This window comes from Phyllobacterium sophorae, assembly GCF_003010965.1.
Taxonomy (GTDB): domain Bacteria; phylum Pseudomonadota; class Alphaproteobacteria; order Rhizobiales; family Rhizobiaceae; genus Phyllobacterium; species Phyllobacterium sophorae.
In genome coordinates this window covers 79185-95742 of sequence record NZ_PGGM01000020.1, presented here as the reverse complement: position 1 = coordinate 95742, position 16558 = coordinate 79185, and the positions used below count along the sequence as shown (strand labels likewise).

Genomic DNA, 16558 nt, shown 5'->3' with positions numbered 1-16558 from the left:
GGGAAGACATGGGTGAGTTGATGAAGGGCAAACGCGGTCTCATCATGGGGGTCGCGAACAGCCATTCCATTGCCTGGGGCATTGCCAAGGAACTGGCCGGCAACGGTGCCGAACTTGCCTTTACCTATCAGGGCGACGCATTCGGCAAGCGCGTTGCGCCACTGGCCGAACAGCTCGGCTCGAAACTCCTGCTGCCATGCGACGTCGAGGATATCGCAACGGTCGATGCGGTTTTCGACACCTTGGAAAAAGAATGGGGCAGCATCGATTTCGTGGTTCACGCCATCGGCTTTTCCGACAAGTCGCAGCTCAAGGGCCGCTATGCCGATGTGACGACGCGTGACAATTTCAGCCGCACCATGGTGATCTCGGCCTATTCGTTCACCGAGGTCGCGCAGCGCGCCTCGAAGCTGATGACGGCTGGCGGGTCGATCCTGACGCTGACCTATGGCGGCTCGACCCGGGTCATGCCCAACTATAATGTGATGGGTGTAGCCAAGGCCGCGCTGGAGGCCATGGTCCGTTATCTCGCCGCCGACTACGGCCCCGATGGCATTCGCGTCAATGCAATTTCTGCGGGTCCCGTGCGGACATTGGCAGGTGCCGGCATCGGCGATGCGCGTGCCATGTTTTCCTATCAGAAGCGCAATGCGCCCCTACGAAGGACTGTCGATATCGAAGACGTCGGCCGGTCGGCGCTCTACCTTTTATCGGATCTGTCCAGTGGCGTCACGGGCGAGATTCATTATGTGGATTCGGGCTACAACATTGTGTCGATGCCAACTTTGGAAGAACTGAAAAAGTCGGACGACGGTAAGGAATAATTCCTGGCCATGCGGTAATAAGACCGGTGCAGGTTTTAAGCGGATCTGTCCGGAAATGGCACAAATATCTGCGGAAGTGGCTCAAGAACCTGTCGAAATGGCCAACACTTTTCAACTTGCAGTGGCAATTTAGTTGTGCGGAGTAGAGATCACTTCTTCGCCTCGATGATCTTGTAGCCAGCATCGTCCTCAAGTGACTGCACCGATTTGAACAAGGATTTCAATCCTGCCTCATAGGGCATTTGCCGGTTGGCGACGAGCAAGAGCTTGCCACCCGGCTTCAAGCGTTTGGCGGCGACCGCAATGAACCCCTGCCCCATTGTCGGGTCGGCGCTGCGTCCGGCATGGAATGGCGGGTTCATGACGATCGTATCGTAAATCTCTGTAATCGCTTCACTATTCACGTCATGCCAGTGAAAGCTGACAGGAAGTTCGCCGGCAGCGATGTTTGTTTTTGCCGCTTCCATTGCTTCAAAATCGGCTTCATAGAGTGCCAGCGACTTGAGTTTCTCCGGATGGTTCAGCACTTCGCTTGCAAGGTAGCCCCAGCCTGCACCGAAGTCGGCTACATGGCCGCTGATGCGCCCTTCGAAATGCTTGACCAGCATGGCCGAACCCTTGTCGATGGCAGTGTGCGAGAACATGCCCGGGGCCGTCATGAAGCGATCTTCCAACTTCGTTGGCGCGGGCGCAAGCGATTGAATTTTATTGATATTCAGCTCATCTGGCCGCGTGAACCAGAAGGCGACCGCATGGTGTTTCGAAAGTCTGTCTGTGACCGGCGCTATGGTCTCGACAGTCCTTCGAAAGCTGTCGACGCCGAGCTTCTTGTCGCCTGAAACCACGACCACGCCGCCCGGAACCACATGGTCCAGTGCCTGTGCTAGCCAGGCTTCATTGCGGCCGCGATGTTTGCCGATCAGGATCAGCGCGCCATCGAAGCGCTCCTCGCCTTGCAACCGTGGCACGGCATTAAATCCCGCCTTCTGCAACGCAAGGTAATCGGGCTTGAACGGCTGCAGGCAGGTCAGGACGCCCTGCCAGTCGCTTGCAATATCGGGGTCGACTTCCGCACCGAGAAACAGCCAGTGGGCACCCTGGCCTGGCACTGGCAGTATTTCATCTTCAAAAGGCAGAAAGAGCGTCTTGAGCGCACCATGGGCCATAGTCAGATCCATCTATAGATATGTTACCGCAAGAAAAAAGCGCGCCCAGACAGGAATCCGGGCGCGCTTTTATCGTAGTCTTTTTACAGAAGATTACTCAGCGTCTTCCTGAGCTTTCTTTTCCTGAACGATTTCCTTGCCGGTTTCCTGGTCGACAACTTTCATCGACAGGCGAACCTTGCCGCGTTCATCGAAGCCCATGAGCTTGACCCAAACCTTCTGGCCTTCCTTGACCACGTCGGAAGTCTTGGCAACACGATCCGAAGCAAGCTGCGAAATGTGTACCAGGCCATCGCGTGGGCCGAAGAAGTTTACGAATGCGCCGAAGTCAGCGGTCTTTACAACTGTACCTTCATAGATCTCGCCAACTTCAGGCTCTGCAACGATAGAGTGGATCCACTTGCGGGCGGCTTCGATTTCCTTGGCGGACGAAGATGCGATCTTCACCGTGCCATCGTCTTCGATGTTGATCTTCGCACCAGTCTTTTCGACTATTTCGCGAATGACCTTACCACCGGAACCAATAACGTCACGGATCTTGTCGGTCGGAATGTTCATGACTTCAATGCGCGGTGCAAATTCGCCAAGTTCCGAACGGCCTTCGGTGATTGCCTTCGCCATTTCGCCGAGGATATGCAGACGGCCGTCCTTGGCCTGAGCCAGGGCAACCTTCATGATTTCTTCGGTGATGCCGTCGATCTTGATGTCCATCTGCAGGGCGGTGATCCCGCCTTCCGTACCCGCAACCTTGAAATCCATGTCGCCGAGGTGATCTTCGTCGCCGAGGATGTCGGAAAGAACAGCAAACTTCTCGCCTTCGAGAATCAGGCCCATGGCGATACCGGCAACCGGACGGAGCAGCGGAACACCCGCATCCATCAGGGCCAGCGATGTACCGCAAACTGTAGCCATCGAGGATGAGCCGTTGGATTCGGTGATCTCGGAAACGGTGCGGAGCGTGTACGGGAACTGTTCTTTGGCAGGCAGAACCGGGTGGATAGCGCGCCAAGCAAGCTTGCCGTGACCGATTTCGCGGCGGCCTGGCGAACCCATGCGACCTGTTTCACCGACCGAATAGGGCGGGAAATTGTAGTGAAGCATGAAGGTTTCTTTGTACATGCCGGTCAGCGAGTCGACATATTGCTCATCTTCACCGGTGCCGAGGGTAGCAACCACAATGGCCTGTGTTTCACCGCGGGTGAATAGGGCCGAACCATGGGTGCGCGGCAGAAGGCCGACCTCAGAAACGATCGGGCGTACGGTCGAAAGGTCACGGCCATCGATGCGGCTGCCCGTGTCGAGAATGTTCCAGCGAACGATCTTCGCCTGAACCGACTTGAACACGGTTGCGATTTCTTCTGCTGAAAACTCAGTCTCTTCAACGCCTTCCGGGAAGAAATGCGCCTTGACCTTTGCCTTGGCAGCATCGACTGCAGCGTAACGCTGCTGCTTGTCGGTGATCTTGTAGGCATCGCGCAGATCAGCTTCGGCGACCTTCAAGACGGCGGCTTCAACAGCAGCAAGGTCTTCCGTGGAGAAATCGCGCGGCTCTTTCGCCGCAACTTCAGCGAGCTTGATGATCGCATCGATCACTGGCTGGAAGTTTTTGTGGCCGAACATAACTGCGCCGAGCATGATATCTTCAGCCAATTCCTTGGCTTCCGATTCAACCATCAGAACAGCATCTCCTGTACCGGCAACGACGAGATCGAGGCTCGATTCGACCATTTCATCAACGGTCGGGTTAAGCTTGTATTCGCCACCAATGTAGCCAACGCGCGCACCGCCTATCGGGCCCATGAATGGAACGCCGGAGAGCGTCAGCGCAGCAGACGCACCAATCATCGAGACGATGTCGGGGTTGTTTTCGAGATCGTGCTGGATAACGGTCAGAACAACCTGCGTGTCGTTCTTGTAGCCGTCAGCGAAGAGCGGGCGGATCGGACGGTCGATCAGGCGCGAAACCAGTGTTTCGTTTTCGCTCGGACGACCTTCACGCTTGAAGTAGCCGCCCGGGATCTTGCCGGCGGCATAGGTCTTTTCCTGGTAGTTGACTGTGAGCGGGAAGAAGTCCTGACCTGGCTTCGGTTCCTTGGCGGAAACGACGGTAGCGAGTACGACAGTCTCGCCGTAAGTGGCGAGAACGGCGCCGTCAGCCTGACGGGCGATCTTGCCGGTTTCGAGAATGAGCGGACGACCGCCCCATTCGATTTCAACTTTGTGTTGATTAAACATATCTTGTCCTTCAGTGGGAAAAAACGCGCATCCCTTTGGATTGCCGCATTTGTCCCGTTTCGTTTAGACCAATCACGGGCAAGACAACGTGCAACTCCCTACCGAGTTGCCTGCAATCCTGCCCCATGACCTGTCTCATGGTAGTCCTCATCTCCATTGGAGATGAAAGAGACCGGCGGAGCGACTAACGCACCCGCCGGTCCAATCTGTTAGCGGCGCAGGCCGAGCTTTTCGATCAGCGTCTGGTAGCGGCCCTGGTCAACTTTCTTGAGGTAGTCAAGAAGGCTGCGGCGCGTCGAGACGAGCTTGAGAAGACCACGACGGGAATGATTGTCCTTCTTGTGGTCCTTGAAATGCTCGGTCAGGTTGACAATGCGCTCTGTCAGAACGGCAACCTGGACTTCCGGAGAACCGGTATCGCCTGGCTTGGTTGCATACTCAGAGATCACTGCCTGCTTGCGTTCAGCGGTTATCGACATCGTATATCCTTTCTTTTGAAGAGGAAAACAGGATGCCCACGGCCGGGATGTCGTCCAGCGGGGGCCGGTTAAAGCGATAAGCAAAGCCTATCGCTGCGGGCCGTATAGTCGAAAATGTGACAAATTACCAGTCGCAAATAATTTTGGCCGTTTCACGCCGTAAACACGCGCTTCGGCTTGAACTGGCCCTGTTCGACGAAACCTATGGCCAAGAGCTTGCCCTTGCTGGTCACACAGGCCTCGTCGGCTTCAACAGGTGCATCGCGTCCGCGCAGGATTACCGGATTGCCCATGCGAATGCGGTGAGCCTGATCGTCCGAAACCGCTACCTGAGGCAAGCTTTCCAGCGCGGCTCCAGTATCGATCAGGAACGCATCCATCACCGAGAACCGCTCGGCAAGCCTCTCGTAGGAGCGGTCTTCGCCTTCAACCTCGGCAGGGACAGGCGGATGGGCCGCTTCCAGTTCCGCAAGTGTGACGAAATCTGACTCATCGAATGGCGCGACCTCAGTGCGGCGAAGATCGGAGATATGCCCGTAACAGCCGAGATCGCGACCCATATCGCGTGCGAGCGAACGCACGTAAGTGCCCTTGCCGCATTCGACCTCGAAGATCGCAGTCGAGTCATCCGGGCGATCGATCAACTCCAATCGGTCGATCTCGACCTCACGGGAAGGTATTTCGATCTCCTCACCGCCGCGAGCCAGATCATAGGCCCGTTCACCGGCGATCTTGATCGCCGAAAATTTGGGCGGTGTTTGCCGGATGACGCCTGTATATTTAGATAGCAACGCCTTGATGGCCGCTTCATCCGGACAGTTGTCGGACGTTACGGTCACCTCGCCTTCGAGATCATCCGTCGTGCGCTCAGCACCCCAGGTGACCGTGAACCGATAAATCTTTGTCCCATCCATGACATAGGGAACAGTCTTTGTAGCCTCGCCAAGCGCAATCGGCAGCATGCCCGATGCCAGTGGATCAAGCGTACCGGCGTGGCCCGCCTTCTCAGCCTTGAACAGCCATTTGATCTTGGAAACGGCCTCGGTCGACCCCATGCCTTTCGGCTTGTCAAAGATCAGCCAGCCGGATACCGGACGGCCTTTTTTCTTGCGCTGTCTTGTCATTTATCTATCGGCCATTCAATCGTTACCGTCGCCGTGGCCTGGAACATCGCCCGGGTTCGGATCGCCGCCGTCATCATCATCTTCGGCGAGATCGCGCGTGACTTCGGGCTTGCGCAAAAGCGCATCGATCTTGGCATAATTGTCGAAACTCGTATCGATGCGGAAACGGAATTCCGGCATATATTTCATTTGCTTGAGATGAGCAGCCGCCCGCCCTCGAATAAACTTGGAATGCTTGTTCAGGGCGCTGATAACGCCATCGCTATCCGCTGCCCCGATCGGCGATACGAAGCACGTGGCAATTTTCAGATCAGGCGACATGCGCACTTCGGAAATGGCAACAACAGCATTTTCGAGTGTGTCATCGCGAACGTCGCCGCGCTGGAGCACTTGGGAAACCGCGTGGCGCACTTGCTCGCTGACGCGTAACTGACGTTGTGAGGGGCCTGATCCGGTAGCAAAACGAGCCATTATTATCATATCCAAACAAACAAGAGATCGCCGGATACTATTCCGGCGACCCTGTTATTGTTGATCGAGACGCCGCGCTTAGAGCGTGCGGGTCACATGTTCGACGCGGAAAGCTTCGATCGTATCGCCTGCACGCATGTCGTCGTAGTTCTCGAACGCCATACCGCATTCCTGGCCCGCCGGAACCTCAGCGACTTCGTCCTTGAAGCGCTTGAGGGTCTTGAGCTTGCCTTCGTGGATGACAACGTTGTCGCGGATAAGGCGTACACCTGCACCACGTTCAACCTTGCCTTCGGTAACCCGGCAACCGGCAACCTTGCCGACCTTGGTAATGTTGAAGACCTCGAGAATCTCCGCATTGCCGAGGAAGGTTTCGCGCCGCTCTGGCGAAAGAAGACCCGACATGGCCGCTTTCACATCGTCCACGAGATCGTAGATGATATTGTAGTAGCGGATTTCGATGCCTTCGCGCTCGGCCAGATCACGTGCCTGCTTGTTGGCACGGACGTTGAAACCGATGATAGCTGCATTGGAGGCTTCTGCGAGGGCGATATCACTCTCGGTGATGCCGCCGGCACCCGAATGGATGATGCGCGCGCGCACCTCGTCGGTTCCGAGCTTATCCAGTGCACCGGCGATGGCTTCGATCGAACCCTGCACGTCACCCTTGATGAGAAGCGGGAATTCCTTCAGACCCGTTACTTGGAGCTGGCTCATCATCTGTTCGAGCGAACCGCGCGAACCGGCCTGCTTTGCCACGGCCTTTTCACGGGCAAGACGTGTGCGATATTCGGAAATCTCGCGTGCCTTGGCTTCGTTTTCGACGACGGCAAAACGATCGCCAGCCTGTGGCGGACCCTGGAGACCCAGAACCTCGACAGGCGTCGCCGGTCCGGCTTCCTTCATGTTCTCACCGCGGTCATTGACGAGCGCACGAACCCGGCCCCATTCACTACCGGCGACGATAATATCGCCTGGATGCAAGGTGCCCTTCTGGACCAGCACAGTGGCAACGGAACCGCGACCACGGTCGAGCTTGGCTTCGATGACAACGCCTTCGGCCGTCCGCGTCGGATCCGCCTTCAGATCGAGAATTTCCGCCTGAAGCAGGATGGCTTCGAGCAACTTGTCGAGGCCTACGCCAGTCTTTGCCGAAACCTCGACGTCGAGCGTTTCACCGCCCATAGATTCAACGAAGACTTCATGCTGAAGCAGGCCATTGCGGACCTTCTGCGCATCAGCCGATGGCTTGTCGATCTTGTTGATCGCGACGATGATCGGGACACCTGCCGCCTTGGCGTGGTTGATCGATTCAATCGTCTGCGGCATGACACTGTCGTCAGCTGCTACAACGAGAATGGCGATATCGGTTGCCTGCGCACCGCGGGCACGCATGGCCGTAAAGGCGGCGTGGCCCGGCGTATCGATGAAGGTGATCTTCTGGCCATTCTGTTCGACCTGATAGGCACCAATATGCTGGGTAATCCCGCCGGCTTCGCCGGAAACGACGTTGGCTTGACGGATTGCATCGAGCAATGAGGTTTTGCCGTGGTCGACGTGACCCATGATCGTGACAACCGGCGGACGCGACGCGAATGCGGCCTCATCGTCCTGCACGTTGAAGATACCCTCTTCAACGTCAGATTCGGCAACGCGGCGAACCGTATGACCGAATTCCTCGGCAATCAGCTGGGCTGTATCGGCGTCGATCAGATCGCCCGGCTTCATCATCTGGCCTTCCTTCATCAGGAATTTGATAACATCGACCGAACGCTCGGCCATACGCTGAGCGAGTTCCTGGATGGTGATGGTTTCAGGCAGAATGACTTCACGCGCGATCTTCTCGCGGCTCTCCTGCTGCATGCCCCGTTTGAATTTCTCCTGTCGGCGGCGCATGGCGGACAGCGAACGGCTGCGGCCCTCATCATTGAGCGCAGAGCCCAATGTAAGCTTGCCACGGCGGCGTTCGTCTTCGCCCTTGACGACCTTGGGTGCGCGAACTTCCGGCTTGGCCGGCGCGGCGCTACCACCACGGCGGGCTCCTGCCGGACCACGGCGATCGTCGTCCTCTTCGGCTGCATTTGGCCTGCGCACCGGTGCTTTCGCGGTTCCATCATCAACTGTCTTGACCTCAGGCTGACGCTTGCGGGATTCCTCTTCGGCCTTGTGCTTGGCCTCGGCTTCCTTGCGCAGACGCTCCTCTTCCTCGGCCTGGCGACGGGCGGAATCTTCCCGCTCCTTGGCGCGCAAAGCCTCTTCTTCCGCGCGGCGGGCCGCTTCAATGGCGGCCTTGGCGCGATCTTCGGCATCACGGGCCTTTGAACCTTCAAGCGCTTTGCGGCGAGCTTCTAGCTCGGCAGCCGACAAGGTGTTCAGTACCATGCCAGAGCGGTCGTTCGGACGCTGGCCGGACGGACGGTAGGGCTGTTGTGCCGGACGCTGCTGCGGCGATGGCGCGGCAGGACGTGCGGTTGGCTGGGCCGCGGGCGCAGCGGCGGCTGGTGCTGCCGGACGGGGTGCTGCTGCCGGACTAACCTGCGTTGGAGCAGGCTGAGGCGCAGGCCGCACCGGCGCTGCCGGAGCAGGTGTTGCCACTTGGGCCGGGGCTGGAGCCGGCGCAGCAGGAGGCGCAACCTCCGGCTTGTGGTCCGGAAGGCTAAACTTGCGCTTCTTGGTTTCAACGACAACAGACTTCGTGCGCCCGTGGCTGAAATTCTGGCGCACTGTGCTTTGCTCAACACCCGGCCGCTTCAGGGTCAGGGTTTTCTTGTTGACGCCAAGCGTCTTGTCGTCTGTCGATTTTGTATCGCTCATTCCGTTTCCGTTTCCTTCGCGGCAGCTGCCGCTTTAGCGTCGGCCCGATCGTCACGGCCATCGCGAAAATGCTGTAGCAGCCAGGCTCGTTTAACGAACCCGGCAGCTGCCGTTCCCTTGAGTACGGCAGCATGTATCACATTTACCCCACCCAATGCCAAATCCATTTCACTGCTTTCAAACAATGAAAGGGCGGGTATCTCCGGTCCGCCCGCATAAACTACCGAACGGCGGGCCTGGTCAAGTTTGCGCACACCATCTTCCGCCGCTTCAAACGCGTGAAGGACGAGAGCTGCAGTGCCGTTGCGGATGGCAGCGTCCACTTTTGCGGCCCCTGTTACCACAACACCGGCCTTGCGCGCCAACCCAAAACTTCCAAGCGCGGATTTTGCAAGCATCTGATCCACAGCTAGCCCGAAATCATCCGGAACAAGGACGTTGCTTTTCAACCCGCGCGGAAAGAGCTTTCGCTTGACCGCCTCATCAATGTAACGCCGCTGGGCCTTCACCCAACACCCCCTGCCGGGAAGATTGCGCTTCAAATCGGCTACAATCGTCCCATCGGGAGCGGCGACAAACCGGATCATGTCATCGACAGTACCGCTTTCACGCGTGACAATGCACGTCCTGTCGTTCATTTCCGGTTCCACGCCTTGTTCGCTCTTCATCATTTCCGCATGACCTTGCTCAAAAAAATCATGCACTTTCATGATCGAGCGTTACCCGGCGACCTCTTCATCCGCTTCTGCTTCGGGCTCGGCGGCAGCAAGATCCTCTTCCGTAATCCAGCCAGCTTTAAGGCGCGCAGCAAGTACCATCTGCTCCGCATCGGCGCGGCTGACTTCGAACGACGACAGGATGCCGGGATAGTTGATTGTCTCACCATCCTTGCGTTCACGCCAGCCCGTCAATTCGTCAACCGCATATCCGGCGAAGTCTTCGACCGTCTTGACACCGTCTTCGCCGACCGCAACGAGAATGGCATTCGTCATGCCCGGCAGATCGCGAAGTTCGTCGGAGACACCCAATTCCTTGCGGCGGGCATCGCGCTCCTCTTCGATGCGGCCAAGATATTCCTGGGCGCGCTGCTGGATTTCCGTCGCCGTTTCCTCGTCGAAACCATCGATGGAGGAAATGTCGTCGCTATCTACATAGGCAATTTCTTCGACGCTGGCGAAACCTTCGGAGGCAAGAACCTGACCAACCATCTCGTCAACATCAAGCGCTTCCATGAACAGATTTGAGCGTTCGACGAATTCCTTCTGACGGCGCTCCGACTCTTCCTGCTCCGTGAGGATATCAATATCCCAGCCTGTCAGCTGCGAGGCCAGACGTACATTCTGTCCACGACGGCCGATCGCAAGAGATAGTTGGTCATCCGGGACCACAACTTCAATACGCTCGGCGTCTTCATCGAGAACAACTTTTGCAACTTCAGCGGGCTGAAGCGCATTGACGATGAAGGAAGCAGGCTCCGGTGACCATGGAATGATGTCGATCTTCTCGCCTTGCAACTCGCCGACGACCGCCTGAACGCGTGAACCGCGCATACCAACGCAGGCGCCCACCGGATCAATCGAAGAATCGCGGGAAATCACAGCGATCTTGGCGCGCGAACCCGGATCGCGGGCTACCGACTTGATCTCGATGATACCGTCATAGATTTCCGGCACTTCCATGGTGAACAACTTGGCCATGAACTGCGGATGCGTGCGGCTCAGGAAAATCTGCGGGCCGCGCTGCTCGCGACGCACATCGTAGACGTAGGCGCGAACGCGGTCGCCGTAGCGGAAAGTTTCGCGCGGGATCAACTCGTCGCGGCGCACAATGGCTTCGCCGCGGCCGAGATCGACGATCACATTGCCATATTCAACGCGTTTGACGCTGCCGTTGATGATCTCGCCGACACGATCCTTGTATTCGTCATACTGACGGTCACGCTCGGCCTCGCGCACTTTCTGCACGATAACCTGCTTAGCGGACTGTGCTGCGATGCGGCCGAAATCCATTGGCGGCAACTGGTCGGCGAGAAAATCGCCGGGCTGGGCATCGGGATTGCGGTCGCGAGCTGCATCCATGCCAATCTGGGTTACCGGATCTTCAACCGTCTCGACCACTTCAAGCAGACGCTGCAACTTGATTTCACCGGTCTTCGCGTTGATATCGGCGCGGATATTGGTTTCCTGGCCATAACGCGAGCGTGCAGCTTTCTGAATGGCATCGGCCATCGCCGCAATCACGATCTCGCGGTCAATCGACTTCTCGCGTGCCACCGCATCGGCGATCTGCAGAAGTTCTAGCCTGTTTGCACTGACTGCCATGTTCTTCTCCTTGAAGGTTCCCCCTTGGGGGTTCACCGCCTCGCTTGTCCTGCGGGCGTATGAAATATCAATCCTGTTTTGTCTGTTCCTGCTCGGCGGCCGAAGCATTTGCCTCGCCTGCCGCGGCATCGGTCTCTTCCGGAATCCGTCCCTCGCGCAAATCCTTGTCGCGGCGCAGAGCGTCACGAATGAGGTCATCCGTCAAAACAAGCCGCGCGTCCGCGATCATCTCGAACGGCACCTCGACGACTGGCTTGTCCCCGTAGCTCGCCTGATCGCTTTCCACCGTGACGGCATCAGCGGAAACCTCCGCTATGCGGCCGCGAAACTTCTTGCGCCCCTCCAGAACAGCGGACGTATCAATCTTGACGACGTGGCCGGTCCAGGTGACGAAATCCGATTTACGAACGAGCGGACGGTCAATACCGGGCGACGAAACTTCCAGATGATAATGCCGGTCTATCGGATCCTCAACGTCGAGCACAGGCGACAACGTCCGACTGACGAGCTCGCAATCCTCGACAGTCATGGTGCCATCGTTACGCTCGGTCATGATCTGCAAGGTCAGTCCGTTTAGACCGGAGAGACGAACCCGCACCAAACGGAACCCGATGGATTCCAATACCGGCTCAATAATCCCGGCCACCCGGGCATCGACACCGGTTTCAGTGATAATCCGTTGTTCAAGCCCCTTGGCGGAGGCTGTCTCGTGCTCTGTTTCAGCGCCGTCTGTCACGCAAATTTTTTCCCTGTTTCGGCCCCAAGAAACAAAAAAGAGCGGGACCGGTCTGGACCCACTCCTGTTCTATCGACCAAGAATATGACTTCTATATACCGAAATGACATGCAGGTTTCAAGCACAGACGTGAATTTCTACTCACAGTTTGCCATCGGCGCTTTTTGCAATGCAATTTCGCATGGCTGCCCTGCACTATCGGACCTAAACTTATCTGGTCATCCCTCCTATTTATGTTGCATCGCAGCATCATTGCGAAAGGATAGAGAAATGACAAAGATACATATTCCAACGAAGATCGGCCGCTTCTTGAACGTGTTTGGCAGCGCTGTCGCGGTAGCATCGGCAACGCGCATCGGCCACCAGCCGGTTGCCTCAGACTTGCGCGCCCTCGGCATCGACCCCGTACAGTTCAGCTCCATCCACCGGAACTAATTGGTCCCGGTGGACGCAGGCTGACCTGATCAGTCTTCGCTCGCGGCCAGCGCCGAGAGCACCTTGCCCTTGCCGCGCGCGCGCATGATAAGCGGTACGACGACAGCACAAACGGCGAGCACGAGCAGAATCACCGCGATCGGCGATCCTACAAGCACGGTGGCGTCGCCCTGACTGATCGCCAGTGCACGCCGCAACTGTTGTTCTGCCATCGGGCCCAAAATCAATCCGACAACGACCGGCGCGATCGGATAACCGAAGCGGCGCAAAATATATCCAAGCACACCAAAGGCCAGCAGCATGCCAAGCTCGAATGTCGAAGGATTGGCGCCAATGGTACCGAGCGTGGCGAAGACCAGAATCCCCGCATAGAGCCAATGCCGCGGGATCGACAGCAACCGTACCCAAAGTCCCACGAGCGGCAGGTTCAGAACCAGCAGCATGAAATTGGCGACGAGCAAGCTGGCAATCAGCCCCCAGACGATCTGCGGATTATTGGCAAACAGCAATGGTCCGGGTTGAAGGCCAAATTGCTGGAATCCAGCGAGCATGATCGCAGCGGTCGCGCTCGTCGGCAGACCGAGCGTCAGCAATGGAACCAGCGTTCCGGCAGCCGACGCATTGTTGGCGGCTTCAGGGCCAGCGACGCCTTCAATGGCGCCATGGCCAAACTCTTCGGGCTTCTTCGCCAACTGCTTTTCCACTGAATAGGACAGGAACGTGCCGATCTCGGCGCCGCCCGCAGGCATTGCGCCAATCGGGAAGCCGATGAAGGTTCCGCGCAGCCAAGGCTTCCAGGAACGCGACCAGTCCTCCCTGCTCATCCAGACCGAACCCTTGACGGGCTCAATCTTTTCCTCGCCGTACCGATGGGACGCAGCGACGCTCAGAGTCTCGCCGATGGCAAAAAGGGCCACTGCCAGCGTTGTGACTTCCACACCGTCGAGCAGATCCGGGATACCGAAAGCAAGGCGAGCCTGTCCGGTTTGAAGATCAATGCCGACCAGACCAAGGGCAAGCCCGAGGAACAGCGCCGTCAACCCGCGCAATGTGGAATCGCCGAACGCCGCCGAAACTGTCATAAACGCCAGGATCATCAGAGCGAAGTATTCTGCAGGTCCGAACGACAGGGCGAATTTGACGATCGTCGGAGCGATCAACGCCAGCGCCATTGTTGCGATCAGCCCGGCAACGAACGAACCGATAGCCGCCGTTGCCAGTGCAGGACCGCCTCGCCCGGCCCGCGCCATCTTGTTCCCTTCAAGGGCGGTGACGATCGACGAGCTCTCGCCAGGTGTATTCAGCAAAATCGATGTGGTCGAACCGCCGTACATGCCGCCATAGTAGATGCCCGCGAACATGATAAGCGATCCCCCAGGATCGAGCTTGTAGGTAACCGGAAGCAGCAGCGCGACGGTAAGGGCAGGTCCAATGCCCGGAAGAACCCCGACTGCGGTGCCCAACGTTACGCCAATCAACGCATACAGCAGATTGAGCGGCTGCATTGCAACGGCAAAGCCATGTGCCAATAAGGTAAAACTATCCATAGCGGGATCTAGAGCCTTCCCTTAAATGAGACGTTCAAGTGGCCCGGCAGGGAGCGACAATTGCAGCCCCTTGGCGAAAATGACCCAGACGATGAATGACAGAATTATGCCGATGGGAATTGTCATCCACAGCGGACCCTTGCCAAAACCGCGTGCGGTCGCGGCAAACAGCAGTCCGGTCGCAATGGAAAAGCCCGTGATATGCAGCAGCAGCATCTGGGCTGCCAAACCACCGATTACCCAGATAACAGGCTGAATTTCCTGTTCTTCCCGCGCGGGAAAATCGCCACGCATCGCTTCGAAGGCCGTCCAGATCGAGAGAACGAAGAGGCAACCAGCAATGGCATAGGGGAAGGCCGACGGACCGATTCTGGTGGCGCTTCCACCATGTGCTGTCGCCGTACTGTAGACGATCACCGCCGCAAGTATCGCAATAATGGCGGCAATCACCAGCGCCGCCCGGTCAGGGCGGCGCGTTTCGGATGTCGGTGACTCTTGCGTCATTTTACCAGGCCAATATCTTTCAGGATTGCCGATGTTGCTTCGGTATCCTTTGCCAGCTGTGCCTTGAAGGCATCGCCGGCGAGATAGGTATCAGCCCAGCCCTTGGCCTTGAGCTGATCCTGCCAGCTCTTCGACTTCACCAGCTTTTCCACGTCGGCGCCGATTGCTGCTTCCTGTTCCGCGGAAATGCCCGGAGCTGCTGCGACCATGCGCCAGTTCTGGATGGAAACGTCAACGCCAGCTTCCTTGAATGTGGGCGCATCGATGCCTTCGACCTTGGCATCGCTCGAGATGCCGATGATGCGCAGGGCCCCCGACTTGATCTGCGATTCGAATTCTCCGTAACCGGAAATGCCGACTGTAACCTGGCCGCCGAGAATGGCAGCCAATGCTTCGCCGCCACCGGAGAAGGCAATATAGTTGACCTTCGTCGGGTCGACGCCGGCGGCCTTTGCGATCAGACCAGCAGTGATGTGGTCAGTGCCGCCCGCGGACCCGCCGCCCCAGGAAACAGCACCGGGATCGGCCTTCAGCTTCTCGACGAGATCGGCCATGGATTTGATCGGCGATGCAGCCGGAACGACCAGGGCTTCAAACTCACCGGTCAGACGCGCAATCGGCGTAACCTGGTCGAGTGTTACCGGCGAGGCATTGGTCAAGATAGCGCCGACCATGACATAGCCGCCAACGATCAGCTGGGATGGATCACCCTTGGCTGAGTTGGCAAACTGTGCCAGGCCAATCGTACCACCGGCACCCGGTACATTGACCACCTGAACGCTGCCGGAGATTTTTTCGTCCTGCATTGCGGTCTGGATCGTGCGTGCGGTCTGGTCCCAACCGCCGCCTGGCGCTGCGGGAGCCATGATTTTGTAGTCGGCGGCAAAAGCCTGGCCGGACAGAACCATCGCTCCGGCGGCAACAAAAGCAAGCAACATCTTACGCATTCTGGAAGTCCTCCCATGATGGCCATCGGCCATCGGTTTTTGATAGGTCTGTGAAGAAGCGGGAAGATGCCGAAAGTCAAAGCTGGTTTGGCAAATGCATACCAAACCGAGACTTCACGATATGAATGTATGGACAGCCTCCCAGCAGTCTCCTCATCCGTAAAATGATACTAGAAAACTGTCAGGAAGCTGTCACGCGAAATGCAAAACAAATTGAAGGGGAGCCGAGAATGTCCTAGCGCCGCAGGAACGTCAGATAGGCGCCGATCCTGCCTTCACGATGGGCCTTCTGTTCGTAGCGCGTGCCGGGCCACGCTTCGTAGGGCGTGTGCCAGTCAGCCGAAGTCTCGGCTTGCCAATCGAATTCCTCGTGGGCACGGCAGTGCTGCAGCGTCCAGTTCACATACGTATCGATATCCGAAGCAAAACGGAAACGGCTTCCTGATTTCAGGACACGGGCAAAGCGGTCGAGATTTTTCTGGCTTACGAAGCGGCGCTTCCAGTGTTTCTTCTTTGGCCAGGGGTCAGGGTAGAATAGATCGATGCCGTCCAGCGATGCGGCCGGCAGCCAATCAAGTACCTGTGTTGCATCATCGTCGTAGAGACGGATATTCTGCAGCGGATTTTCATGCAGATCGACAACCAGTTTCGCCATGCTGTTGACGAACGGCTCGACGCCGATAAATCCGGATTTGGGGCAGCGCGATGCTTCGTGCAACAGATGCTCACCACCGCCGAAGCCGATTTCCATCCGAACCGTCTCGACCTCCGCAGTAAACAGACTGCGAAGGTCGGCAGATGCCGGTGTGTTCAGATCGAGTTTGAGCAGCGGCAGCAATTCATCGCGGATAGAGCGCTGCATGGGACGCAGCGCTTTACCACTTCTTCTCCCGAAGAATGCTTCCGTCGAACGCTCGCGCCTTGGTTCACTCATCGGTTTATTCGCAATGGCTGC

Annotated in this window: 15 protein-coding genes; 2 read left to right on the top strand and 13 right to left on the bottom strand. The window is 57.5% G+C overall.

The features are described 5' to 3' along the window. The first annotated feature begins 8 nt into the window (after positions 1-8). The gene (fabI, locus tag CU103_RS28945; RefSeq protein ID WP_106667489.1) at positions 9-824 is read left to right on the top strand and encodes an enoyl-ACP reductase FabI; all 816 of its coding nucleotides are present in this window, start codon (positions 9-11) and stop codon (positions 822-824) included. 149 nt (positions 825-973) lie between these two features. On the opposite strand, the gene CU103_RS28940 is transcribed toward fabI, so the two are convergent. From CU103_RS28940 to rimP, 9 genes are all read right to left on the bottom strand, one after another. Beyond that, positions 974-1990, bottom strand: coding sequence for a class I SAM-dependent methyltransferase (locus CU103_RS28940; protein WP_106667488.1), 1017 nt, complete (start codon positions 1988-1990; stop codon positions 974-976). Between the two features lie 93 nt (positions 1991-2083). Beyond that, entirely contained in the window at positions 2084-4225 is a 2142-nt protein-coding gene (pnp, locus tag CU103_RS28935; RefSeq protein ID WP_106667487.1) for a polyribonucleotide nucleotidyltransferase, read from the bottom strand. A 209-nt stretch (positions 4226-4434) separates the two neighbouring features. Beyond that, on the bottom strand, positions 4435-4788 hold the full coding sequence (rpsO, locus tag CU103_RS28930; RefSeq protein WP_410010302.1) for a 30S ribosomal protein S15: 354 nt from the start codon (positions 4786-4788) through the stop codon (positions 4435-4437). Positions 4789-4856: 68 nt separating this feature from the next. Beyond that, positions 4857-5828 carry a tRNA pseudouridine(55) synthase TruB gene (truB, locus tag CU103_RS28925; RefSeq protein ID WP_106667486.1) on the bottom strand — a complete coding sequence of 324 codons (972 nt, stop codon included), beginning with the start codon at positions 5826-5828 and terminating at the stop codon, positions 4857-4859. Positions 5829-5843: 15 nt separating this feature from the next. Then, complete coding sequence (gene rbfA, locus CU103_RS28920; protein WP_106667485.1) at positions 5844-6299, bottom strand: 30S ribosome-binding factor RbfA; 456 nt, start codon at positions 6297-6299, stop codon at positions 5844-5846. 78 nt (positions 6300-6377) lie between these two features. Beyond that, positions 6378-9113 carry a translation initiation factor IF-2 gene (gene infB, locus CU103_RS28915; protein WP_106667484.1) on the bottom strand — a complete coding sequence of 912 codons (2736 nt, stop codon included), beginning with the start codon at positions 9111-9113 and terminating at the stop codon, positions 6378-6380. Next, entirely contained in the window at positions 9110-9751 is a 642-nt protein-coding gene (locus tag CU103_RS28910; RefSeq protein WP_410010301.1) for an RNA-binding protein, read from the bottom strand. Before CU103_RS28910 ends, infB begins: the two co-directional genes overlap by 4 nt. An 81-nt stretch (positions 9752-9832) precedes the next feature. Continuing rightward, the gene (nusA, locus tag CU103_RS28905) at positions 9833-11434 is read right to left on the bottom strand and encodes a transcription termination factor NusA (protein ID WP_106667483.1); all 1602 of its coding nucleotides are present in this window, start codon (positions 11432-11434) and stop codon (positions 9833-9835) included. Positions 11435-11501: 67 nt separating this feature from the next. Then, complete coding sequence (gene rimP / locus CU103_RS28900) at positions 11502-12170, bottom strand: ribosome maturation factor RimP (protein WP_106667482.1); 669 nt, start codon at positions 12168-12170, stop codon at positions 11502-11504. 270 nt (positions 12171-12440) lie between these two features. Here rimP and CU103_RS31665 point away from each other — a divergent pair, with 270 nt between their 5' ends. Then, positions 12441-12605, top strand: a complete 165-nt coding sequence (locus CU103_RS31665) for a hypothetical protein (protein ID WP_170117144.1) — start codon at positions 12441-12443, stop codon at positions 12603-12605. Positions 12606-12634: 29 nt separating this feature from the next. Here CU103_RS31665 and CU103_RS28895 read toward each other — a convergent pair whose 3' ends face one another. From CU103_RS28895 to trmB, 4 genes are all read right to left on the bottom strand, one after another. Beyond that, the gene (locus CU103_RS28895; protein ID WP_106667481.1) at positions 12635-14152 is read right to left on the bottom strand and encodes a tripartite tricarboxylate transporter permease; all 1518 of its coding nucleotides are present in this window, start codon (positions 14150-14152) and stop codon (positions 12635-12637) included. 21 nt (positions 14153-14173) lie between these two features. Then, entirely contained in the window at positions 14174-14656 is a 483-nt protein-coding gene (locus CU103_RS28890) for a tripartite tricarboxylate transporter TctB family protein (protein ID WP_106667480.1), read from the bottom strand. Beyond that, positions 14653-15603 carry a Bug family tripartite tricarboxylate transporter substrate binding protein gene (locus tag CU103_RS28885; RefSeq protein ID WP_106667479.1) on the bottom strand — a complete coding sequence of 317 codons (951 nt, stop codon included), beginning with the start codon at positions 15601-15603 and terminating at the stop codon, positions 14653-14655. The genes CU103_RS28890 and CU103_RS28885 overlap by 4 nt, the downstream gene beginning before the upstream one ends. Before the next feature lie 235 nt (positions 15604-15838). Continuing rightward, a complete protein-coding gene (gene trmB / locus CU103_RS28880; RefSeq protein WP_106667478.1) occupies positions 15839-16537 on the bottom strand; it encodes a tRNA (guanine(46)-N(7))-methyltransferase TrmB in 699 nt (232 codons plus the stop codon). Positions 16538-16558: the final 21 nt, after the last annotated feature.

Excerpts from the sequence above, each read along its gene's own strand:
- rbfA (WP_106667485.1), bottom strand. The coding sequence starts at position 6,299 with ATGGCTCGTTTTGCTACCGGATCAGGCCCCTCACAACGTCAGTTACGC.
- nusA (WP_106667483.1), bottom strand. The coding sequence starts at position 11,434 with ATGGCAGTCAGTGCAAACAGGCTAGAACTTCTGCAGATCGCCGATGCG.
- CU103_RS28890 (WP_106667480.1), bottom strand. The coding sequence starts at position 14,656 with ATGACGCAAGAGTCACCGACATCCGAAACGCGCCGCCCTGACCGGGCG.
- pnp (WP_106667487.1), bottom strand. The coding sequence starts at position 4,225 with ATGTTTAATCAACACAAAGTTGAAATCGAATGGGGCGGTCGTCCGCTC.
- CU103_RS31665 (WP_170117144.1), top strand. The coding sequence starts at position 12,441 with ATGACAAAGATACATATTCCAACGAAGATCGGCCGCTTCTTGAACGTG.
- infB (WP_106667484.1), bottom strand. The coding sequence starts at position 9,113 with ATGAGCGATACAAAATCGACAGACGACAAGACGCTTGGCGTCAACAAG.
- CU103_RS28910 (WP_410010301.1), bottom strand. The coding sequence starts at position 9,751 with ATGAACGACAGGACGTGCATTGTCACGCGTGAAAGCGGTACTGTCGAT.
- CU103_RS28940 (WP_106667488.1), bottom strand. The coding sequence starts at position 1,990 with ATGGCCCATGGTGCGCTCAAGACGCTCTTTCTGCCTTTTGAAGATGAA.
- truB (WP_106667486.1), bottom strand. The coding sequence starts at position 5,828 with ATGACAAGACAGCGCAAGAAAAAAGGCCGTCCGGTATCCGGCTGGCTG.
- CU103_RS28885 (WP_106667479.1), bottom strand. The coding sequence starts at position 15,603 with ATGCGTAAGATGTTGCTTGCTTTTGTTGCCGCCGGAGCGATGGTTCTG.
- fabI (WP_106667489.1), top strand. The coding sequence starts at position 9 with ATGGGTGAGTTGATGAAGGGCAAACGCGGTCTCATCATGGGGGTCGCG.
- trmB (WP_106667478.1), bottom strand. The coding sequence starts at position 16,537 with ATGAGTGAACCAAGGCGCGAGCGTTCGACGGAAGCATTCTTCGGGAGA.
- CU103_RS28895 (WP_106667481.1), bottom strand. The coding sequence starts at position 14,152 with ATGGATAGTTTTACCTTATTGGCACATGGCTTTGCCGTTGCAATGCAG.